The 20,712-nt window shown below is 40.2% G+C and carries 18 protein-coding genes and 1 pseudogene; 14 read left to right on the top strand and 5 right to left on the bottom strand.

Annotated elements, in window-relative coordinates:
* The first annotated feature begins 109 nt into the window (after positions 1-109).
* The 9 genes from lpdA (at position 110) to MHB44_RS13550 (ending at position 11,823) form a co-directional block, all read left to right on the top strand.
* Positions 110-1,537 (top strand): dihydrolipoyl dehydrogenase, encoded by a 1,428-nt coding sequence (gene lpdA / locus MHB44_RS13590; protein WP_341299589.1) that lies wholly within the window; start codon positions 110-112, stop codon positions 1,535-1,537.
* A gap of 47 nt (positions 1,538-1,584) precedes the next feature.
* On the top strand, positions 1,585-2,601 hold the full coding sequence (locus tag MHB44_RS13585; RefSeq protein ID WP_341299588.1) for a thiamine pyrophosphate-dependent dehydrogenase E1 component subunit alpha: 1,017 nt from the start codon (positions 1,585-1,587) through the stop codon (positions 2,599-2,601).
* On the top strand, positions 2,601-3,584 hold the full coding sequence (locus MHB44_RS13580) for an alpha-ketoacid dehydrogenase subunit beta (protein WP_341299587.1): 984 nt from the start codon (positions 2,601-2,603) through the stop codon (positions 3,582-3,584). Before MHB44_RS13585 ends, MHB44_RS13580 begins: the two co-directional genes overlap by 1 nt.
* 104 nt (positions 3,585-3,688) lie before the next feature.
* Complete coding sequence (locus MHB44_RS13575; RefSeq protein WP_341299586.1) at positions 3,689-5,026, top strand: dihydrolipoamide acetyltransferase family protein; 1,338 nt, start codon at positions 3,689-3,691, stop codon at positions 5,024-5,026.
* Positions 5,027-5,147: 121 nt separating this feature from the next.
* Positions 5,148-6,851: a methylmalonyl-CoA mutase family protein gene (locus tag MHB44_RS13570; RefSeq protein ID WP_341299585.1), complete on the top strand. Its 1,704-nt coding sequence runs from the start codon at positions 5,148-5,150 to the stop codon at positions 6,849-6,851.
* Positions 6,848-9,001 carry a methylmalonyl-CoA mutase gene (gene scpA / locus MHB44_RS13565; protein ID WP_341299584.1) on the top strand — a complete coding sequence of 718 codons (2,154 nt, stop codon included), beginning with the start codon at positions 6,848-6,850 and terminating at the stop codon, positions 8,999-9,001. Before MHB44_RS13570 ends, scpA begins: the two co-directional genes overlap by 4 nt.
* The gene (meaB, locus tag MHB44_RS13560) at positions 9,001-10,098 is read left to right on the top strand and encodes a methylmalonyl Co-A mutase-associated GTPase MeaB (protein ID WP_053994469.1); all 1,098 of its coding nucleotides are present in this window, start codon (positions 9,001-9,003) and stop codon (positions 10,096-10,098) included. Before scpA ends, meaB begins: the two co-directional genes overlap by 1 nt.
* 136 nt (positions 10,099-10,234) lie before the next feature.
* Entirely contained in the window at positions 10,235-10,675 is a 441-nt protein-coding gene (locus MHB44_RS13555) for a BrxA/BrxB family bacilliredoxin (RefSeq protein WP_004231203.1), read from the top strand.
* A gap of 173 nt (positions 10,676-10,848) precedes the next feature.
* The gene (locus tag MHB44_RS13550) at positions 10,849-11,823 is read left to right on the top strand and encodes an aromatic acid exporter family protein (protein WP_053994470.1); all 975 of its coding nucleotides are present in this window, start codon (positions 10,849-10,851) and stop codon (positions 11,821-11,823) included.
* A 24-nt stretch (positions 11,824-11,847) separates the two neighbouring features.
* On the opposite strand, the gene prli42 is transcribed toward MHB44_RS13550, so the two are convergent.
* Complete coding sequence (prli42, locus tag MHB44_RS13545) at positions 11,848-11,943, bottom strand: stressosome-associated protein Prli42 (RefSeq protein WP_152927979.1); 96 nt, start codon at positions 11,941-11,943, stop codon at positions 11,848-11,850.
* Positions 11,944-12,068: 125 nt separating this feature from the next.
* Here prli42 and mce point away from each other — a divergent pair, with 125 nt between their 5' ends.
* The 5 genes from mce to MHB44_RS13520 all read left to right on the top strand — a co-directional run bounded on the left by mce (position 12,069) and on the right by MHB44_RS13520 (position 16,891).
* Positions 12,069-12,482 (top strand): methylmalonyl-CoA epimerase, encoded by a 414-nt coding sequence (gene mce / locus MHB44_RS13540; protein WP_341299583.1) that lies wholly within the window; start codon positions 12,069-12,071, stop codon positions 12,480-12,482.
* Between the two features lie 5 nt (positions 12,483-12,487).
* On the top strand, positions 12,488-14,035 hold the full coding sequence (locus MHB44_RS13535) for an acyl-CoA carboxylase subunit beta (protein WP_053994472.1): 1,548 nt from the start codon (positions 12,488-12,490) through the stop codon (positions 14,033-14,035).
* Between the two features lie 134 nt (positions 14,036-14,169).
* Entirely contained in the window at positions 14,170-15,123 is a 954-nt protein-coding gene (locus tag MHB44_RS13530) for a hypothetical protein (RefSeq protein ID WP_341299582.1), read from the top strand.
* 144 nt (positions 15,124-15,267) lie between these two features.
* The gene (locus MHB44_RS13525; protein WP_341299581.1) at positions 15,268-16,383 is read left to right on the top strand and encodes a M20/M25/M40 family metallo-hydrolase; all 1,116 of its coding nucleotides are present in this window, start codon (positions 15,268-15,270) and stop codon (positions 16,381-16,383) included.
* Positions 16,384-16,408: 25 nt separating this feature from the next.
* Positions 16,409-16,891 (top strand): CheW domain-containing protein, encoded by a 483-nt coding sequence (locus MHB44_RS13520; RefSeq protein ID WP_341299580.1) that lies wholly within the window; start codon positions 16,409-16,411, stop codon positions 16,889-16,891.
* A 55-nt stretch (positions 16,892-16,946) separates the two neighbouring features.
* On the opposite strand, the pseudogene catA reads toward MHB44_RS13520, so the two are convergent.
* The 4 genes and pseudogenes from catA to MHB44_RS13500 form a co-directional block, all read right to left on the bottom strand.
* Positions 16,947-17,597: pseudogene (gene catA, locus MHB44_RS13515) on the bottom strand (type A chloramphenicol O-acetyltransferase).
* 247 nt (positions 17,598-17,844) lie between these two features.
* Positions 17,845-18,984: a carboxynorspermidine decarboxylase gene (gene nspC, locus MHB44_RS13510; RefSeq protein WP_341299579.1), complete on the bottom strand. Its 1,140-nt coding sequence runs from the start codon at positions 18,982-18,984 to the stop codon at positions 17,845-17,847.
* Positions 18,981-20,210 carry a saccharopine dehydrogenase family protein gene (locus MHB44_RS13505; RefSeq protein ID WP_341299578.1) on the bottom strand — a complete coding sequence of 410 codons (1,230 nt, stop codon included), beginning with the start codon at positions 20,208-20,210 and terminating at the stop codon, positions 18,981-18,983. Before MHB44_RS13505 ends, nspC begins: the two co-directional genes overlap by 4 nt.
* A 155-nt stretch (positions 20,211-20,365) precedes the next feature.
* The gene (locus tag MHB44_RS13500) at positions 20,366-20,563 is read right to left on the bottom strand and encodes a hypothetical protein (protein WP_053994479.1); all 198 of its coding nucleotides are present in this window, start codon (positions 20,561-20,563) and stop codon (positions 20,366-20,368) included.
* Positions 20,564-20,712 lie beyond the last annotated feature (149 nt).

The raw sequence follows: 20,712 nt of genomic DNA, 5'->3' as shown, positions 1-20,712 counted from the left end.
AAGAGCTTATATAAAAAAGCTCTTCATTTTTAACAGCACCATAAAGTGAAGCTAAAGCACAGATTAATAGATTGATACTTTAGCACTTTTCTCAAAAGGGGGAATCCATATGGCTCAAAATTATGATGTTGTCATTTTAGGTGGAGGTACAGGCGGTTATGTTGCAGCGATTCGTGCTGCACAGCTAGGGTTGAAAACAGCGATTGTGGAGCGTGAGCGTTTAGGTGGCACATGCTTGCATAAGGGTTGTATTCCAAGTAAAGCCTTACTTCGAAGTGCGGAAGTCTATCGTATGGCAAATAAAACAGCTAGTGAATATGGTGTCGATATTGAAGGTGTAACATTACAATTCGATAAAGTTCAGGCTCGTAAACAAGCCATTGTTGAGCAACTAAGTCAAGGTGTCAATGCACTGATGAAAAAGGGCAAAATAGATGTTTATCATGGCACAGGTCGAATTTTAGGACCATCTATTTTTTCACCGATGCCGGGAACTATATCTGTTGAAATGGCAAATGGCACAGAAAATGAAATGCTTGTGCCCACAAATGTCGTCATTGCAACAGGCTCAAAGCCAAGAGGAATGGCAGGCTTAACAGTTGACGGTCAATATGTATTGAACTCAGACCATGCCTTAGAGCTAGCGCAGCTACCAGCATCCCTATTGATTGTTGGCGGCGGTGTTATCGGCATTGAATGGGCGTCCATGCTTTGTGATTTTGGTGTGAATGTAACAGTTGTGGAATATGGACCAACTATTTTGCCAGCAGAGGATGCAGATATTGTCAAAGAAGTAACAAAGCAGCTGGAAAAACGAGGTGTTCGTATTGTGACCAATGCGAGACTTGATACAAATACGTTCAAAATTGGAAATGATAACGTTTTCATTGCTGCGAATGTGCATGAGCAGGAAGAAGTGTTTGCAGCAGAGAAGCTATTGCTATGCGTAGGACGTGAAGCAAATACACAAGGTATTGGCTTAGAAAATACGGAAATCGAAGTGGAAAATGGCTTTATTAAAGTGAATGATTGTTATCAAACGAAGGAAGCACATATGTATGCCATAGGGGATGTGATTGGCGGCTTACAATTAGCACATGTTGCTTCTCATGAAGGTTTATCAGCTATTGAACATATTGCAACAGGTAAAACAGAAGCAATCGATGCGTTGAAAGTACCAAAATGCGTCTATTCATATCCTGAGGTTGCTAGTATTGGCTTAACAGAAAATGCTGCAAAAGACCAAGGCCTGTCATTAAAAATTGGCAAATTCCCATTTAAGGCAATTGGTAAAGCGTTAGTAAATGGGGAAACAGAGGGCTTTGTTAAAATTATTGCTGATCAAGAAACAGATGATATTTTAGGTATTCATATGGTAGGACCACATGTAACTGATCTAATTGGAGAGGCGTCATTAGCGAAAGTGCTTGATGCAACACCATGGGAAATGAGTCAGGCGATTCATCCACATCCATCATTAAATGAGGTTTTGGCTGAATCTGCCTTAGCGGTGGATGCTCGTGCTATCCATTTTTAGTCAACTGTAGGGATATCGGTTGTTGGTAAAACGAAAGGGGTGCTCGTATGCAAGATGTTCAAATCAAGCATGAAGATTTAGGTTTATCAAATGAAGATGTACTGGCAATGTTCGAAACAATGTTAATGGCGAGAAGATTAGATGAACGTATGTGGTTATTAAACCGTTCTGGTAAAATTCCCTTTGTTATTTCGTGTCAGGGGCAGGAGGCAGCACAGGTTGGCGCAGCCTTTGCGCTTGATAAGCAAAAGGATTATATCGCACCATACTATCGTGATATGGGTGTTGTTTTACATTTTGGTATGACACCAAAGGAGTTAATGTTATCTGCCTTTGCTAAAGCGGAAGATCCAAACTCTGGTGGGCGTCAAATGCCAGGTCATTTTGGTCAAAAGAAAAATCGAATTTTAACAGGTTCATCTCCTGTCACGACACAGGTTCCTCATGCAGTCGGTGTAGCACTCGCAGGGAAAATCCAGCAGCAGGACTTTATTACGTTTGTAACGCTTGGGGAAGGTTCATCCAACCAAGGGGACTTCCATGAGGGTGCAAATTTTGCAGGTGTTCATAAGCTACCCGTTATTATTATGGTAGAAAACAATCAATACGCGATTTCAGTACCAGTGGAACGCCAATTAGGCTGTGCGAAAGTATCTGATCGCGGGATTGGCTACGGTATGCCAGGGGTAACGGTTGATGGTAAAAATCCGCTTGAAGTCTATAAGGTTGTCAAAGAGGCAGCGGATCGTGCAAGACATGGAGAAGGTCCAAGCTTGATTGAAACAGTGACATATCGTTTAACTGCCCATTCTTCAGATGATGATGACCGTCAATATCGTACAGCGGAGGATATTGCGGAAGGTAAGGCAAAAGACCCGATTTTATTATTTGAAAAATATTTAATGGATGCAGATGTGCTATCAGAAGAGGTGCGTGCTGAAATCGAAGAACGTGTGATGGCTGAAGTAAATGAAGCAACCGATTATGCAGAGGCTGCTCCCTATGCACAGCCAGAGCATGCACTAAAATATGTCTATGCACCAGTGGACGGAGGTGACGTGTAATGGCAGTGATGTCTTATATTGATGCGATTACATTAGCAATGAAAGAAGAGATGGAACGCGATGAGCGAGTTTTCATTTTAGGAGAGGACGTTGGTCGTAAGGGTGGCGTATTTAAAGCTACTACAGGTCTATACGATCAATTTGGTGAATATCGCGTGCTAGATACACCGCTGGCAGAAAGTGCGATAGCAGGGGTAGGTATTGGTGCTGCGATGTATGGAATGCGACCAATCGCTGAAATGCAATTTGCTGATTTTATTATGCCTGCGGTGAATCAAATTGTCTCTGAGGCAGCTAAAATTCGTTATCGTTCTAATAATGACTGGACTTGTCCAATGGTTATTCGTGCACCATTTGGCGGAGGCATTCACGGGGCGCTCTATCATTCACAATCCGTTGAAGCACTTTTTGCAGGGACACCAGGTTTAAAAATTGTTATTCCATCAACACCATATGATGCAAAAGGCTTATTGAAAGCAGCGATTCGTGACGAAGATCCGATATTATTTTTCGAGCATAAACGTGCCTATCGCTTAATTAAGGGTGAGGTACCACTAGATGACTACACATTGCCAATTGGTAAAGCAGATGTAAAACGTGAAGGGGATGATATCACAGTCATTACCTATGGTTTAGCTGTCCACTTTGCCCTCCAAGCAGCAGAGCGTCTTGCGGCAGATGGTATTTCTGCTCATATTCTTGACTTGCGTACGGTTTATCCTCTTGATAAGGAAGCCATTATCGAGGCAGCGAGTAAAACAGGAAAAGTGTTGCTGGTGACAGAAGATAATAAAGAAGGCAGTATTATGAGCGAAGTTGCAGCGATTATTGCCGAACATTGTTTATTTGAGCTTGATGCACCAATTCAACGCCTAGCAGGGCCTGATGTGCCAGCAATGCCATATGCACCAACAATGGAGAAATATTTTATGATTAATCCTGAAAAAGTTGAACGTGCAATGCGCAAGCTTGCAGCATTTTAATAATGTCAAATACCAAGCAGATGTTGGCATAAATCAACATCTGCTGAAGACCTATTGCATCAGGCGCAATGACGCTTAGGTTTAATTGATGGGAGGAATAAAGGATGGCAGTTCAAAATATTACAATGCCACAGCTTGGCGAAAGTGTCACAGAAGGTACAATTGAAAAATGGCTTGTTAAACCTGGCGATACGGTGAAAAAATATGATCCACTAGCAGAGGTTGTGACAGATAAAGTAAATGCAGAAATCCCATCATCGTTTGAAGGGGTTATTACAGAGCTTATTGCACAAGAAGGACAAACATTACCTGTTGGAGCAGTTGTATGCTCGATTGAAATCGCAGGAGATAATGACTTGCCTTCACCACCTCCAGAAAAAAAATCAGCCGTTAGTACAGCCATTTTAAATGCAGGTATCCAAAGAAAACAGGAGGTACAGCCGCCAGCATCGCCACCAGCTGCTGCACCAAAGGAAGCGCGTAAGGATAAAATACGCTATTCACCAGCCGTTTTACGACTTGCACAGGAGCATGATATTGCCTTAGAGCATGTCACTGGAACGGGGGAAGGTGGACGTATTACAAGAAAAGACTTATTAAAACTCATTGACAGTGGCAATATCCCAACTGCTCAAGAGGTAGCGTCTACACCAGCTCCTGCTCAACCAACAGCTGAGCCAGCATCACTAGTGCGTGAAACACAGCAACCACCAGCAGCCCCTGCTCAACCTATTCAAGCAGGTGATATTGAAATTCCTGTGACGAAGGTACGTCGTGCAATTGCCAATAATATGGTAAGAAGTGTACATGAGGTCCCGCATGCTTGGATGATGATGGAAGTGGATGTAACGGATTTAGTGGCTTATCGCGATAGCTTAAAGCATGAATTTAAGCATAAGGAAGGCTTTAACCTTACTTATTTCGCGTTCTTTGTAAAAGCGGTGGCGCAAGCCTTAAAGGAGTTCCCAATCATGAATTCCACATGGGCTGATGATAAAATTATTCAAAAGCATGATATTAATATTTCGATTGCTGTGGCAACGGATGATGCTCTATTTGTACCTGTCATTAAACATGCAGATGAAAAATCCATTAAAGGGATTGCCAAGGAAATTCATGAGCTTGCAGTCAAGGTTCGAGCAGGAAAATTAACGATGGATGATATTAAAGGTGGTACATTCACCGTTAACAATACAGGGGCATTTGGCTCTGTGCAATCGATGGGAATTATTAATTACCCGCAAGCAGCTATTCTTCAGGTGGAAAGTATTGTTAAGAAACCTGTTGTTTTACCTGGTGGCATGTTTGCTGCACGTGATATTGTGAATTTATGTTTATCTTTAGATCATCGTGTGCTTGATGGACTTGTATGTGGTAAATTCCTAAATAGAGTGAAAGAAATACTCGAAAATACAAATAAATCTTCAACGTCAGTCTACTGATGACTTGTCGGAAGCCTGTTGTCTAACGGTTTCCGATTTTTTTTATGCTTTTCGAGCGACAATTTGTCATGTAGAATAACAGTTAGAAAACACTAAGGGGGGAAGCTGATTAAGCGTCCGCATGTCAACTAACATGAAAAATATTGAATTTGAAAAGCCAGCCTATTCTGACTGGCAAGATGCAGCAATCAAAGCTTTAAAGGGAAAACCATTTGAATCTCTTTTTACAGCAACAAGTGAAGGTGTTACATTACAGCCTCTTTACACACAGGAAAGTTTACTAACGAAGCTTGGCGATGAGCTTGATCGACAGGTTGCTACTATCCGTTCCCTACAAAATAACGCAGTATTTCAAGTAGCACAGCAAGTTCATGCTGATACAAGTGAAGCCTTCTTCGCCCAGCTAGAGGATAGTCTAGCACGCGGCAATGAAGTCATGACAATTGATAGTCGTGTACAATTTGAATGGACAGAAGAGGTATTGGCAAAATTAGCACCATATTTCTCAGAATATTCATTTAAAATTACTGTTAACAATGCACAGGACCCATTATTAGCTGTATTTGACCACATTGCTATTGATCAACAACAAGCAGTGAAAGGTTTTATTGTTTCACAAGACCCTATCTCTTTAGAGGCATTTCCGAACGTGCGCTCAGTCAATGCAGACACAACGATTTATCATTATCAGGGCGCTAATGCTGTTCAGGAATTAGCCTATGCACTGGCCCTAGCTGCAAAATTTGCAGAGCAAGAAGAAAGCTTTGAAGCATTTTCAAAGAAATTCTTTGTCACATTTGCGATTGATACGCAATTCTTTGCAGAGATTGCCAAGCTTCGTGCCTTTAAAGTTCTATGGAAAGCGTTCTCATCTGCCTATGGTGTAACAGAAACCATCAAAATTCCAACTGTTGCTGAAACATCATTAAGAAGTTTTGCGAAATTAGATATCTATGTAAATTTACTACGCTCTTCAAATGAAGCGCTTTCTGCCTTAATTGGTGGAGCGGATGTCTTTACAGTGCATCCTCATGACGTATTAACAAAGCCTACAGAGCAGTCTGTTCGTATTGCTCGCAATGTATCATTAATTTTAAAAGAAGAAACAAATGTATTGAAGGTGACAGATCCAGCAGGGGGCTCTTACTTTATTGAGTCGTTAACAGCAGATTTTGTCAAGGAAGCATGGGCTTTATTTTTAACGATTGAGGCAGCAGGTGGTATTGATGCCTATACAGCATCTGGCAAGCTTGCAGAGGAAATTGAAACATCCTATTTATCTCGCATTAAAGCAGCCCAAACACGTAAACAATCATTAATCGGTACGAATATTTATGCAAATCCAGCAGATGTGCTTGAACATGATACAAATCCATTGTTTGCGCATATTAAACGTATTGCAGCGCCATTTGAGGAACTTCGTGCAGAGGTGACAGCAGCCGATGTGAAAACAGCTATTTTAGCACTAGGTACATTGAAAAGCTCTAAGCCACGCGCAGATTTTGTCGCTGGTTTCTTAAATACAGTTGGTCTTGTTCCAGAAAAAAGTGAACCAGTTGCGACTGCTGAAGAAGCAGTGGCTTGGTTGAAGGCAACAGATGCTACATATGTAGTGATTGCAGGTAGTGATGACGATACAAAAGCACTTGTAGCTGCTATTTTAGCTGAAAAACCAGCGCATGTTATTGTCGATGTAGCAGGTAAATTTAAAGATGAAGAACAGGCTTGGTTAGCAAATGGCTTAAACGGCTTTATTTTTGCAGGACAGAACATTATTGAAAAATTACAGTCCGTGTTCACAAGCATGAAGGAGGTCCAACGATGAGTAAGCCAAATTTTAGTGCAATCGAAATCGAAAAAGTGTTAACAGCCGAAGCTCCTCAAGCATCAGAGGAGACGTTTCTGACAAATGAAGGCATTGAAATTAAAGATATTTATACACAAGAAGATATTAAAGATGTGAAGCATTTAAACGATGTAGCAGGTATTGCGCCCAATACGCGTGGTCCATACCCTACAATGTATGTAGCTCGTCCTTGGACAGTTCGTCAATACGCAGGTTTCTCCACAGCGGAAGAATCCAATGCCTTTTATAAGCGAAACCTTGCAATGGGGCAAAAGGGTCTTTCGGTTGCGTTTGACTTAGCTACGCACCGTGGCTATGACTCAGACCATCCGCGTGTAACAGGGGATGTAGGGAAAGCAGGAGTTGCTATTGACTCTGTAGAGGATATGAAAATTCTGTTTGATCAAATTCCATTAGATCAAATGTCTGTTTCCATGACAATGAATGGTGCTGTTTTGCCAGTGCTGGCTTTCTATATTGTGGCAGCGGAGGAGCAAGGGGTAACGCCAGATAAATTAGCAGGGACAATTCAAAATGATATTTTGAAAGAATATATGGTGCGTAATACATATATTTACCCACCTGCAATGTCGATGAAAATTATTGCGGATATTTTTGAATATACAGCAAAATATATGCCGAAATTTAACTCGATTTCGATTTCGGGTTATCATATTCAGGAGGCGGGCGCTACAAATGATATTGAGCTTGCCTACACATTAGCAGATGGCTTGGAGTATGTACGCACAGGGCTAAAAGCGGGCATTGATATTGATGCATTTGCACCGCGTCTGTCATTCTTCTGGGCAATTGGTATGAACTACTATATGGAAGTTGCAAAAATGCGCGCAGCACGTCGTATTTGGGCACAAATGATGTCAACGTTTAATCCGAAAAATCCAAAAACATTAGCGTTGCGTACGCATTCACAAACATCTGGCTGGTCTCTAACAGAGCAAGATCCATTTAATAATGTGGCACGTACATTAATTGAAGCAAATGCGTCAGCAATGGGGCATACACAATCGCTTCATACAAATGCGTTGGATGAAGCGATTGCCTTACCAACAGATTTCTCGGCACGTATTGCACGAAATACACAGCTATTTTTACAGGAAGAAACAGCCATGACTAAAGTAATTGATCCATGGGGTGGTTCATACTATGTGGAGAAATTAACAGAAGAAATTACGAAATCTGCTTGGGCATTGATTGAAGAAATTGAAGAGCTAGGTGGAATGGCGAAAGCAATCGAAACAGGATTACCAAAAATGAAGGTCGAGGAAGCTGCGGCAAAACGTCAGGCGAAAATTGATTCGAAAACAGAAACAATTGTTGGTGTGAATAAATATCGCTTAACAAAAGAAGAGCCAATTGATATTTTAGATATTGATAATACAATTGTTCGACAAAAGCAAATTGAACGTTTAGAGGCGATGAAGGCTGCTCGTGATGAGGCAGAAGTTCAAAAGCATTTAGCTCGTTTAACAAGAGCGGCACAAGATGGCGAAGAAAACTTACTAGCAGTAGCGGTTGATGCAGCGCGCGCTCGTGCATCATTAGGTGAAATTTCAGATGCGATTGAGTCTGTGTCTGGTCGTCATAAGGCTGTGATCCGTTCCATCTCTGGCGTTTATTCTGCTAACTTCTCTGATGAGGAGCAAATTAGCGAAGTGAAACAAATGACAGAGGAATTCCTAGAAAATGAAGGACGTCGTCCACGTATTTTAGTGGCTAAAATGGGTCAAGATGGACATGATCGTGGCGCGAAAGTTGTCGCAACAGGCTATGCTGATTTAGGCTTCGATGTGGATATTTCTCCATTATTTATGACACCTGCTGAGGCAGCACAAATGGCTGTAGAAAACGATGTACATGTGATCGGTGTTTCTTCCCTAGCAGCGGGTCATAAAACATTAGTGCCTGAGTTAGTGGCGGAGCTAGAAAAGCTAGGACGTGAAGATATTATTATTATTGTGGGTGGTGTTATACCAGCACAAGATTATGAATTCCTTTATAATGCTGGCGCAGTAGCTATTTTTGGACCAGGTACAGTGATTCCTGTATCGGCACAAAAAATTATTGAAGAAATCTACAAACGTTTAGGCTATGAGGAAGTGTCTGAATAATGGACAAAAATAAAGAGGTAGAGGACAGTGCACTATTTGTGATGGATGGAATTGAGGCAACTCACGATGGGATGCAATACGGTACACCGAAAAAATTCCGCAAGAAAAAGACGGAGCATTTGAACATTCAAGCGCTTGCACAAGAGGTGCGTGCAGGATCTCGCACACATTTATCAAAGGCCATTACCTTAATTGAAAGTTCAAATAGCACACATAAAGTCCAAGCACAGGAGCTTCTACAGGAGCTACTGCCACACACAGGAAATAGTGTTCGCATTGGCATTACAGGTGTGCCTGGTGCAGGGAAAAGTTCGTTTATCGAGGCTTTTGGCACGATGCTGTGCGCTATGGGAAAACGGGTAGCCGTTCTAGCGATTGATCCAAGCTCATCTTTATCAGGTGGAAGTATTTTAGGTGATAAAACGCGCATGGAGGAGCTTGTCAAAAAGCCCAATGCATTTGTGCGACCTTCCCCATCAGCAGGTACCCTAGGGGGTGTTCATAAAAAGACACGTGAAACTATGCTTATTTGTGAGGCAGCTGGCTATGATGTGATTTTAATCGAAACCGTTGGTGTTGGCCAAAGTGAAACCTATGTCCGTGGTATGGTCGATTTCTTCCTACTGCTTGTTTTAACAGGAGCAGGTGATGAGCTACAAGGCATGAAAAAGGGCATTATGGAGCTAGCCGATGCCATTGTGGTGCATAAAGCAGATGGCGATAATAAGCGACTGGCGAAAAAAACAGTTTCAGAATATAAACAAATTTTGCATTTCCTACAGCCTGCCACACCTGGCTGGATGTCCACGGCTATGCCTGTTAGCTCCTTAGAAAAGCAAGGGCTTGATAAAGTTTGGCAGACCATTGAAGAATTTAAACAAGTTGTGGAGAGCAATAATTATTGGGCTACACGACGTCAAAATCAAACAAAAGAATGGTTCCAATCCATGATTACGGATCATTTAATTGATAGGTTTTATGGCAACCCGCAGCGTAAAGCACAGGTACAATTACTAGAACGTCAAATTTTAAATGGACAATTAACTGTTACACAGGGTGTCGATCATTTATTTAGCAATGAACAAGTAAAAAAGTAAATACCGATAGCCATGATTTGAGCAAGTAGGTGCACAAATTTGTTGCAAACTGCTATGATAAGAGATGTATAGGCGTCATATCTCTACTACAATAAATAGACGAAACTGACGCGAACTTGAAAGGAGCTATCGCTATATGAATATGGATTACGATTTATTTATGCAAGAAATTTTAAAAACGGCACGCGCTGAAATTGAGGCAGCTGGTTACGAACAGTTAACAACACCAGAGGCTGTGGAAGAGGCGTTTGCGCGTCCAGGCACAACATTAGTTATGGTGAACTCAGTATGTGGCTGTGCAGGTGGTATTGCTCGTCCAGCGGCAGCACAATGTGTGCATTATGATAAACGTCCAGACCATTTAGTAACAGTGTTTGCAGGACAAGATAAAGAAGCTACTGCAGCGGCACGTTATCATTTTGGTGAAGACCATTTACCTTCTTCTCCATCATTTGTGCTTCTAAAAGATGGACAAGTAGTGGCAGAGGTTGGACGCTATGAAATTGAAGGGCATGATCCAATGTCTGTTGTCACAAATCTACAAGCAAACTTTGAAGAATACTGTGATGAACTATAGTATAGTGCTTGCATAAAAAATTAAATAAGTAAAAGCCTCGTAGATAGCTACTATCTATAGAGGCTTACTACTTATGCCCATAGATAGCTCGCTGATTTTTCTATGTATATAAAATTTTCGTAATATTGGCTAAATAATAAGAAGAGCGTATTATAGGATAGGAGGCAGTCGGCTTGAAAAAATTTTCAATCGGCTATCGTACATTAAAAACAGCTATTGGAGCGGCAATCTCGATTGCCATTGCTCAATATTTTGATTTAGCCTCATATGCATCTGCTGGTATTTTGACAATATTATGTGTACAGCCAACGAAAAAGAGATCCATACAAGCGGCCTATACACGATTGGTTGCAAGTACAATTGGGATGGTTTTTGCATTTCTTAGCTTTGAGCTCTTTTCTTATCATCCACTAACATTAGCAGGTATGCTACTTGTGTTTATTCCAACAATTGTATCATTAAAGGTTACAGATGGATTTATTTCTAGTACCGTCATTATCATGCATATTTATGCGGCTGGAAACTTTTCGTCAGCACTTGTTTATAATGAATTAGCTTTAATGGCTATTGGTTATGGAACAGGTATAGCCATTAATATGTATATGCCAGATATTCAAAAGGAATTAAATTACTACCGGGTTAAAATTGAGGAACTATATAGCAAGATTTTTTTAGAAATTGCTAGCTATTTACGTCAAGGCGATACGCTATGGGATGGGCGAGAAATTATTGAGGCCGTTCGTATGTTAGAGAATGCAAAGTCATTGGCATTTAAAGATGTTGAAAATCATTTTATGAGACGCAAAAATGACTACTATGTCTATTTTGATATGCGCGAGCAGCAGCTAGAAATTATTGAAAGAGTGTTACCAAAAGTGACGACCTTACCTGTTATAGTACAAGAGGCAGAAATTGTGGCAGATTTTTTACAAGATCTTAGCGAACACGTACATTCAGGAAATACGGCAAGACATTACCGAGAGAAGCTAGATCAGGTGAAGCATGAATTTTCTCAGCTACCGCTGCCGCAAAATCATGAGCAATTTATCGCGCAGGCAGCCCTCTATCAATTTATGGAGGAAATGGACAGGTATTTAGAAATAAAGCAGTCGTTTAAGGGTTTAAAGGTCAAAAAAGAGCGCCCATAAAATTATGGACGCCTCTGTTTTGTCTTACACAAACATGGATAAGCCGAATGCTAAAGATGAAATTAGCATAATGATGACCATTGTATAGACGACAACTTTTTGAAACTTTTTATTACTCATATGCTCGTTCGCTCCTTCTTTTCTTATAAATAGTTTAGCAAATCTGAAAAATTTCTCAAGTAGTAGAGTTTTGACAAAAAAGTCTGTAAAATAGAATATGTACCATAACAGAAGGAGATGTGCCCATGGAGAAAGTAGACCATATTGGGATTGCGGTGCGCGATCTAGATGAACGCATTACATATTATACTGAAACTTTAGGTTTAAAGCTGATGAAAGTAGAAGAAGTAGAGTCACAGCAAGTTCGTGTCGCATTTATCGACGCAGGAAATGTAAAAATTGAGCTATTGGAGCCAATGAGTGAGAAAAGTGCGATTTATGGGTTTATTGAAAAACGTGGAGAAGGCATTCACCATGTTGCTTTCGGTGTAACAGGTATTCGCGAGCGCATGGCAGAGCTGCGTGAAAAAGGTGTACGTCTTCTATCTGAGGAACCAGGACCAGGAGCTGGCGGTGCGGAGGTTGCATTTATGCATCCTAAATCCTCATATGGGGTGTTATATGAATTATGTGATAAAAGTGGAAAAGGGGATAAGTGATCAGTATGGATATGTTCGATAAAATTAATGACTTGTATGACCGTAAGATAGTAATTGAGCTTGGTGGTGGCTATGAGCGCATCGATAAGCAGCATGAAAAGGGGAAATTAACAGCTCGTGAACGTATTGAATTATTGCTGGACGAAGGTACATTTTTCGAAATCAATCCATTTATTACACACCGTACAGTAGACTTTGGTATGGACAAGCTGGAAGGACCAGGGGACGGCGTTGTGACTGGTTTCGGTAAAATTAATGGACGTCCAGTCTACTTATTCTCTCAAGATTTCACAGTATTTGGTGGAGCGCTTGGTGAAATGCACGCGAAAAAAATGGCGACAGTTATGGATCTAGCAGCGAAAAATGGTACACCATTTATCGGTATCAATGATTCAGGTGGAGCGCGTATTCAAGAGGGTGTGCTATCACTTGATGGCTATGGTCATATTTTCTACCGTAACGCTATTTATTCAGGCGTTATTCCACAAATTTCGGTAATTATGGGACCATGTGCTGGTGGGGCAGTTTATTCGCCAGCGATTACAGACTTTATTTTAATGGTTGATAAAACATCTCAAATGTTTATTACAGGGCCAAAAGTTATTGAAACAGTAACAGGTGAAAAAATTTCTGCGGAGGATTTAGGTGGCTCGAAAGTAAATAATGCGGTAAGTGGGAATGCTCATTTCCGTGCACCATCTGAAGAAGCAGCGATTGATGAAATTAAGAAACTATTAAGCTATTTACCACAAAATAATAAAGAAAAGGCACCTCGTCAAGCTAGACCTGAAGGGGATGACTACCGTCCAGAAATCGTGGATACAGTGCCGATTGAAACAACACGTCCATACGATGTACGTAAAGTAGTGGAGCAGGTTGTAGATGAAGGTTCATTTATGGAAGTACATGCTGAGTTTGCGAAAAACGTAGTTGTGGGCTTTGCACGTATTGCTGGTGAATCAGTTGGACTTGTGTGTAACCAACCAAAAGTATTAGCAGGCGGCTTAGATATTGATTCTTCTGATAAGGCAGCTCGTTTTATCCGTACATGTGATGCTTATAATATCCCAATTATCACATTTGAAGACGTTTCTGGCTTCTTCCCAGGTGTTAAGCAAGAGCATGGTGGTATTATTCGTCATGGTGCGAAAATTCTTTATGCTTATTCAGAAGCGACTGTACCAAAAATTACAGTGATTCTTCGTAAAGCTTATGGAGGCGCTTACGTTGCCTTAAACTCTAAATCAATCGGTGCTGACCTTGTCTTTGCATGGCCAAATGCTGAGATTGCTGTTATGGGTGCTGCAGGAGCAGCAAACATCATTTTTGCTCGTGATATTGCGAAATCAGATGACCCAGAAGCAACACGTGCAGCAAAAATTGAAGAATATAAAGAAAAATTTGCAAACCCATATGTGGCAGCCTCTCGCGGTATGGTAGACGATGTTATCGATCCACGCGATACACGTATTAAGCTGATTCAAGGGCTTGATATGCTATCAAATAAACATGAAACACGTCCAGAGAAAAAACACGGAAATATTCCACTATAATATAAGGCCAAGCCTAGCAACTACCCTGTTGCTAGGTTTTTGATTTTTAGTAAAAATAAATGAAAGTTATTAACAAATAATTGAAACATTTTTCCTTTTGATTCGTACTGATATAGTAAGAGGAGTTGAGTTGAATGGAATGGAAGCAATTACAAAAAGAGCAGGAACAGATTTTTACACAGTTAAGAACTAGAACGAGGTTAAATGAACAAAGTTTGTTAATTGATAAGCAGATTGAACATGCACAGGAGGAAATAACGAAACATTCTACAGCACTTCAGCAACTTCGTACAAAGCTTGATAAATTAGATGGCTTCTCATTTATGAATATGATTCGTACATGGACAGGACAGCAGGATGAATTACGTGCAGAAAAAATTGATAAAGCAGCAGTGCTTGAATTAAAAATCAATGAAGCCAAGAAAATGCAAGCAGACTTAACAGCCGATCGGACACAAGTAACCCGTAAATTAGCACAAATAGACACACAGGCATTACAGCAAACACTACAGCATATTCATGCTAAAAAGAAAGGCTACTTACAAATTCATAATCCAGCACAGGCACAGAGGCTTGAACATCTAGCAGAGGAAGAGATGTACACGAAACAACTAATGCTTGAAATTCGAGAGGCTGAGGAAGCAGGAGAAGTAGCGCTTACAAAACTGGGTCAAGCAGCGGCCTCCCTGCATTCGGCGAGTGGTTATTCTACTTGGGATACGTTCTTTGGGGGTGGGCTTATTGCTACACATTTAAAGCATGATGCGCTGGATCAATCTGAGAATTATTTACATAATGCTCAAATTGCGTTACAACGTTTTCACAATGAATTATTAGATATTCATGAAATGTCCACAAAATCTCTACATGTGGAAACAGATGGCTTTGTGAAATTTGCTGATTACTTTTTTGATGATATTTTTTCAGCATGGTCTGTCCATTCGAAAATTTCAACAGCACGGGAACAGGTTTCACGTATTCAAGATGATGTACATAATACAATTTTACGCTTACAGGACAAACATACAAAAGCTATTGACTACTTACAAACACTAGAACAAGAAAAAGAGACTATTTTAAATGGATAAAGAAAGTCTGGGAAAAGAATGATCCTCTTTTCTCAGGCTTTTTCTAAAGGCTAGGTTGAATGATGTCAACTCCATGAACGTTGTGCTAAAATAATGAGTATACTATTACGTGGAAAACCACGCAAACTAAGGGAGTTTTGTAGCATGACAAGTCGTTTAGTAGAAGAGTTTTTTGAGCTTGTTCAAATTGATTCAGAAACAAAACATGAACAGGTAATTGCACCAATCCTTGTAGAGAAATTAACTGCACTTGGGTTGACAGTCATCCAAGATGATGCACATACGCGTAACGGACATGGAGCGGGCAATATTATTGCTACATTAAAAGGTACATTGAATGTAGAGCCAATCTACTTTACTGCTCATATGGATACAGTTGTACCAGGAAAAGGCATTAAACCATCCTTACGTGAAGACGGTTATATTGTATCCGATGGCACAACAATTTTAGGTGCAGATGATAAAGCCGGAGTTGCAGCACTATTGGAGATGGTAAAGCGCTTAAAAGAGCAGCAAATTGAGCACGGTGATATTGAATTAATTATTACAGCAGGTGAAGAAAGCGGTCTTGCTGGGGCGAAAGAGTTGGACCCAGCAAACATTACAGCAAAATACGGCTTTGCTGTGGATAGCGATGGCAAAGTAGGCGGTATTGTCACAGCAGCCCCATTCCAAGCGAAAATTTTTGCCAAAATTATTGGGAAAACTGCACATGCAGGCGTTGCACCTGAAAAAGGCGTTTCAGCCATTACAGTTGCCTCTAAATGCATCGCACAAATGAAGTTAGGTCGAATTGATGAAGAAACAACAGCGAATATTGGGCGCTTTGAAGGTGGGCAAGCGACAAATATCGTTTGTGATGAAGTAACTATTTTAGCGGAAGCCCGCTCAATCGACCAAGTAAAGCTAGATGCACAAACAAAGCATATGCAGGAAACATTTGAACAAATTTCGGCTTCCTTAGGAGCACGTGCTGAAGTAGAGGTAAAGCTAATGTATCCAGGTTTCCGTGTAACAGAATCAGATAAAGTGGTTCAAGTGGCAATGGCAGCAGCACGCAATATTGACCGTACGCCTGTCTTAGGTATTTCAGGTGGGGGCTCAGATGCGAATGTGATTGCAGGCTTCGGTATTCCAACGGTAAATCTATCTGTTGGCTATGAAGATATTCATACAACAAATGAAAAAATCCCTGTAGAAGAATTAGAAAAATTAGCAGATTTACTTGTTGAAATTGTGAAGGAATCCGCTAAGAAATAATAGCTGAATAGAAGGAAGTGAACGTATGGAGAGTGTAAAAGCAGTCGTTTTTGCGTGTGGTACAGAGGAATATGCAGTACCTGTGGAGCAAACCATTTCTATTGAAAAATTAGAGCGGGTAACACCTATTCCTCATTTACCGAACTATCTTCTAGGCTTTACAAGAATTCGAGGCGAGCTTGTGCCTGTGCTTGATTTTGAACGAATTTTGTACAATCGTTCATCCAACCCAGAAACGGCTCGTGTGATCGTTTTAAATACAGATGTTGTTAATTACGGCTTACTTGTCACAGAGGCGCGTGAGATTCTTGATTTCGATGATTCTATATTGCAGCAATTAGGTCTTGTTAATTATGCAAAAACGCGCTATTTTACAGCTGTAGCTAATCTTGAAAACCGTATGATTACGTATGTTGACCCGAAAATACTAGTCAATTCATTAGAGGGCATTCGTGAAATTATTGCTTATTTACATAAAATGCTTGAAAATGAAAAGGAAGAAGCATAAAGTGAAAACCCAAACCGTGCCAGAAATTTCTTGGTAGATGGTTTGGGTTTTTCTTTTATTTAAGCAATTCTTGTGGATGATTTGCGAGGGTCTGGAATTTATTCATAAACAGAGCTGCATGGTAGCCATCACAGACAGCATGGTGCACCTGTAAAGACAAAGGTAAATAAATTGTCTTATTGTTCTTAATAAATTCCCCCGCAGTAACAATTGGCAGAAGATAGTTGAGGCTGTTATTCACATTTAAGGTAAAACCAGTAAAGGAAGTCCAAGGAATCATAGAGATATTAATGATATTTTTAGGAAGGGTTATTTGCGGAAACATTTTCCCTGTGTTACTGTATTTTTCCGTATCAGCAATATAGTTAGCATAAAAGTTTTGAAAGCCTGTATCTGTATTTGTAGAAAGTGCAGAAAATAGGGTTGATGGCTTATCAAAGATTGTATACATAGGAACTACCTTCTCCCAGTAACCAAGCGCTCCTTCCCAATTGAAGCTCCTTCAAAAATGCTCATTTGAATTAGCTATATGAGTAATGAGAAAGATAAAGGCAGGATAGAATTTATAGCCCTTTTCTTTTGAGATATTATAGAGTTCAGTAATATCAATGTTCTTGGTGATGCTGAAGCTGGTTTGTTGGTTTAAGAAATGATGAAAAACTTCTTTACGCTCCCAGTGATTTATATCAATTTTATTGAATTTCATTTTTAAGTGCCTCCTAAAATTTGAATGTTCTATAATTTTAGAAGGCTAATTCATCCGCTTTTTTTCATGTGTATCATTTTCTTTACTTTACTTCGTATAAGATAATCATAACATATAGTGACGGATAGCATTGCAAAAACAGCGGATAGCAGGTACAAAAAGGCGGGATAGCAGTGCAAAAAGCAGGAGGGTCAAAGAAGATAAACTAAAGCCCCTCCGCACTAGATGGAGGGACTTTAGGAGCGGCTTAGGATAGTCGACCGCTATAGTCTTCAAATGTAAATTCGCGAATAACTTTTAAGCCTTCTTCATCATTATAAGAAATGATAGAAGGAAGGTTGACGCCGTTAAACATATGTGTTTTCACCATTGAGTAGTGTGCCATATCTGTAAAGATTAGACGGTCACCTGGCTTTAATGGTGTTTCAAATGAATAATCGCCAATCACATCGCCAGCAAGACATGTTAGCCCACCTAAACGATATGTATGTGCGAATTCATTAGCTTGTCCAGAGCCTATAATCATTGGACGATAGGGCATTTCAAGCACATCCGGCATATGACATGTTGCAGATGTGTCTAAAATAGCAAGATCCATACCATTTTTTTGGATATCCAGCACTGTTGCGACTAGATAGCCCGTATTAAGTGCTACGGCTTCACCTGGCTCGAGATAAACAAGCAGGTTATACTTTTCTTGTATATGGTTAATGATATTGACAAGCTTTTCTACATCATAGTCTTCACGCGTAATATGGTGACCGCCACCGAAGTTTAACCATTTCATTTGGTGCAAAGCGTCGCCAAACTTTTCTTCGACTACTTCAATAATGTGCTCCAATGTATCTGAGTTTTGCTCACACATTGCATGGAAGTGTAGGCCATCAAGACCATCGAGCTGTGACGCATCAAAATTCTCTAACGTAACACCGAAGCGAGAGTTTGGTGCGCAAGGGTCGTAAAGGGCTGTTTCAATCTCTGAGTATTCAGGATTAATGCGAAGACCACATTCAATCGCTTTCCCAGTCGATTTGACTTTATCCCTATACTTCGCCCATTGACCAAAGGAATTAAATACAATGTGATCGACATAGCTTAGCAGCTCGTCCATTTCATGCTCAACATAAGCAGGAGCATAGACATGGACTTCCTTACCCATTTTTTCATAGCCAAGGCGTGCCTCGAATAGCGAGCTTGCCGTAATGCCTGCTAAATGCTGCCCGACAAGCGGGAATGTAGCATGCATGGAGAAGCCTTTCAAAGCAAGTAAAATGCGACAGCCTGTACGATCTTGTATGGATTTTAACAGTTCTAAATTTTTCGTTAATAATCGCTCATCCACTACAAAGGAAGGGGATGGGACTTGTGAAAAATCAATTGGTTTCATCGGCTTAATTCCTTCTCGTCTAAATCCAGGTCAAGTAATTCTGGGTTATGGCTTTCTTGCCATGGTAGACCCCATTTATTTAGCGCATCCATAAATGGATCTGGATTGAAATCTTCTACATTCCATACACCTGGTTTACGCCATTCACCGTTCATGACAAGCATGGCACCGATCATAGCTGGCACGCCAGTTGTATAAGAGATAGCTTGTGAGCCGACCTCGTTATAGCATTCTTCATGATCGCATACATTGTATACATAATATGTTTTTTCCTTACCATCTTTTAGACCGCGAATGATACAACCGATGTTTGTTTTACCTTTTGTACGTGGTCCAAGTGAAGCTGGATCCGGTAATACCGCTTTAAGGAAGTGGATTGGTTGAATCATTTGCCCTTCAAATTCGATTGGTTCAATTGATGTCATACCTACGTTTTCTAATACTTTTAAATGTGTTAAGTATTTTTCAGAGAACGTCATCCAGAAGCGGATTTGTTTTAAGCCTTTGATATTTTTTGCAAGTGATTCCAGTTCTTCATGGTATAGAAGATAAATATCCTTTGGTCCGATTTCAGGCAGATTATACACTTCTTTTTTCTCAAGTGGTGCTGTTTCAATCCACTCACCTTCTTTCCAGTAACGACCATTCGCTGTAATTTCACGAATGTTGATTTCTGGGTTGAAGTTTGTTGCGAAATGATAACCATGATCTCCTGCATTGGCATCCACGATATCGATATAGTGGATTTCATCAAATTCATGTTTTTGTGCATGAGCTGTGAAAACGCCTGTTACACCTGGGTCAAAACCGCTACCAAGTAATGCAGTTAAGCCAGCTTTTTCAAACTTCTCTTTATAGGCCCATTGCCATTTATATTCAAATTTTGCCGTTTCAGGTGGCTCGTAGTTTGCAGTATCCACATAGTGTACACCTGTCGCTAAGCAAGCATCCATAATCGTTAAGTCCTGATAAGGTAGGGCAACGTTAATGACAACATCTGGTCCGAAAGATTTAATAAGCTCAATAACCTCTTCAGTATTATCTGCGTCTACCTGTGCAGTTTGAATCTTTGTTTTTCCGCCATCAAGTTTTTCTTTTAGAGCGTCACATTTTGAAACAGTTCTACTTGCGATACAAATTTCCTCAAATACGTCCGAATTTTGAACACACTTGTGTACCACAACACTGGCAACACCGCCAGCTCCGATAATCAATGCTTTACCCAATTGTCTACCCCCAAGTTCATAAAAAGTATTGTCAAACAAGCCGATTATACAGAAAATTGCTATACTACTCAATCATTGTTTTAAAATTTCTATAAAAAAATTTATTTTTCTACAATTGTACGATAGATTCACAGGAGAATATCATGAAAAGACCCTTACTTAATGGGATATTGCTGGTTTTCATCTCCCCATATATAAAAGAAGATAAGCAGTAAGGCACTTAAACAACCGATCACCAGAGCATATGTGCTGAGGGCTATTTGCACTTGACTTTGTAGGGCATAAATAAAAATAGCTCCAATTATGCATAAATTCCCTATAATAAGTGCTATCAAATGAAAACGTCTAGTCATAAACAAGCCCTCCTATAGATGTAATTGTCAGTCTGTTTAAAAGATATACTTTATCAATTATCTCATAATTCAGAATTTTTATCCAATACTTTCGCTTGCTAGAATTTTTAAAGATGCTTTTTTAGTACATCTTTTTGTAGTATGATGGG

Source organism: Lysinibacillus sp. FSL H8-0500, from assembly GCF_038051955.1.
GTDB classification, from domain to species: domain Bacteria; phylum Bacillota; class Bacilli; order Bacillales_A; family Planococcaceae; genus Lysinibacillus; species Lysinibacillus macroides.
The sequence above is the reverse complement of the archived record's forward strand: the minus strand, read 5'-3'. Positions and strand labels throughout refer to the sequence as shown.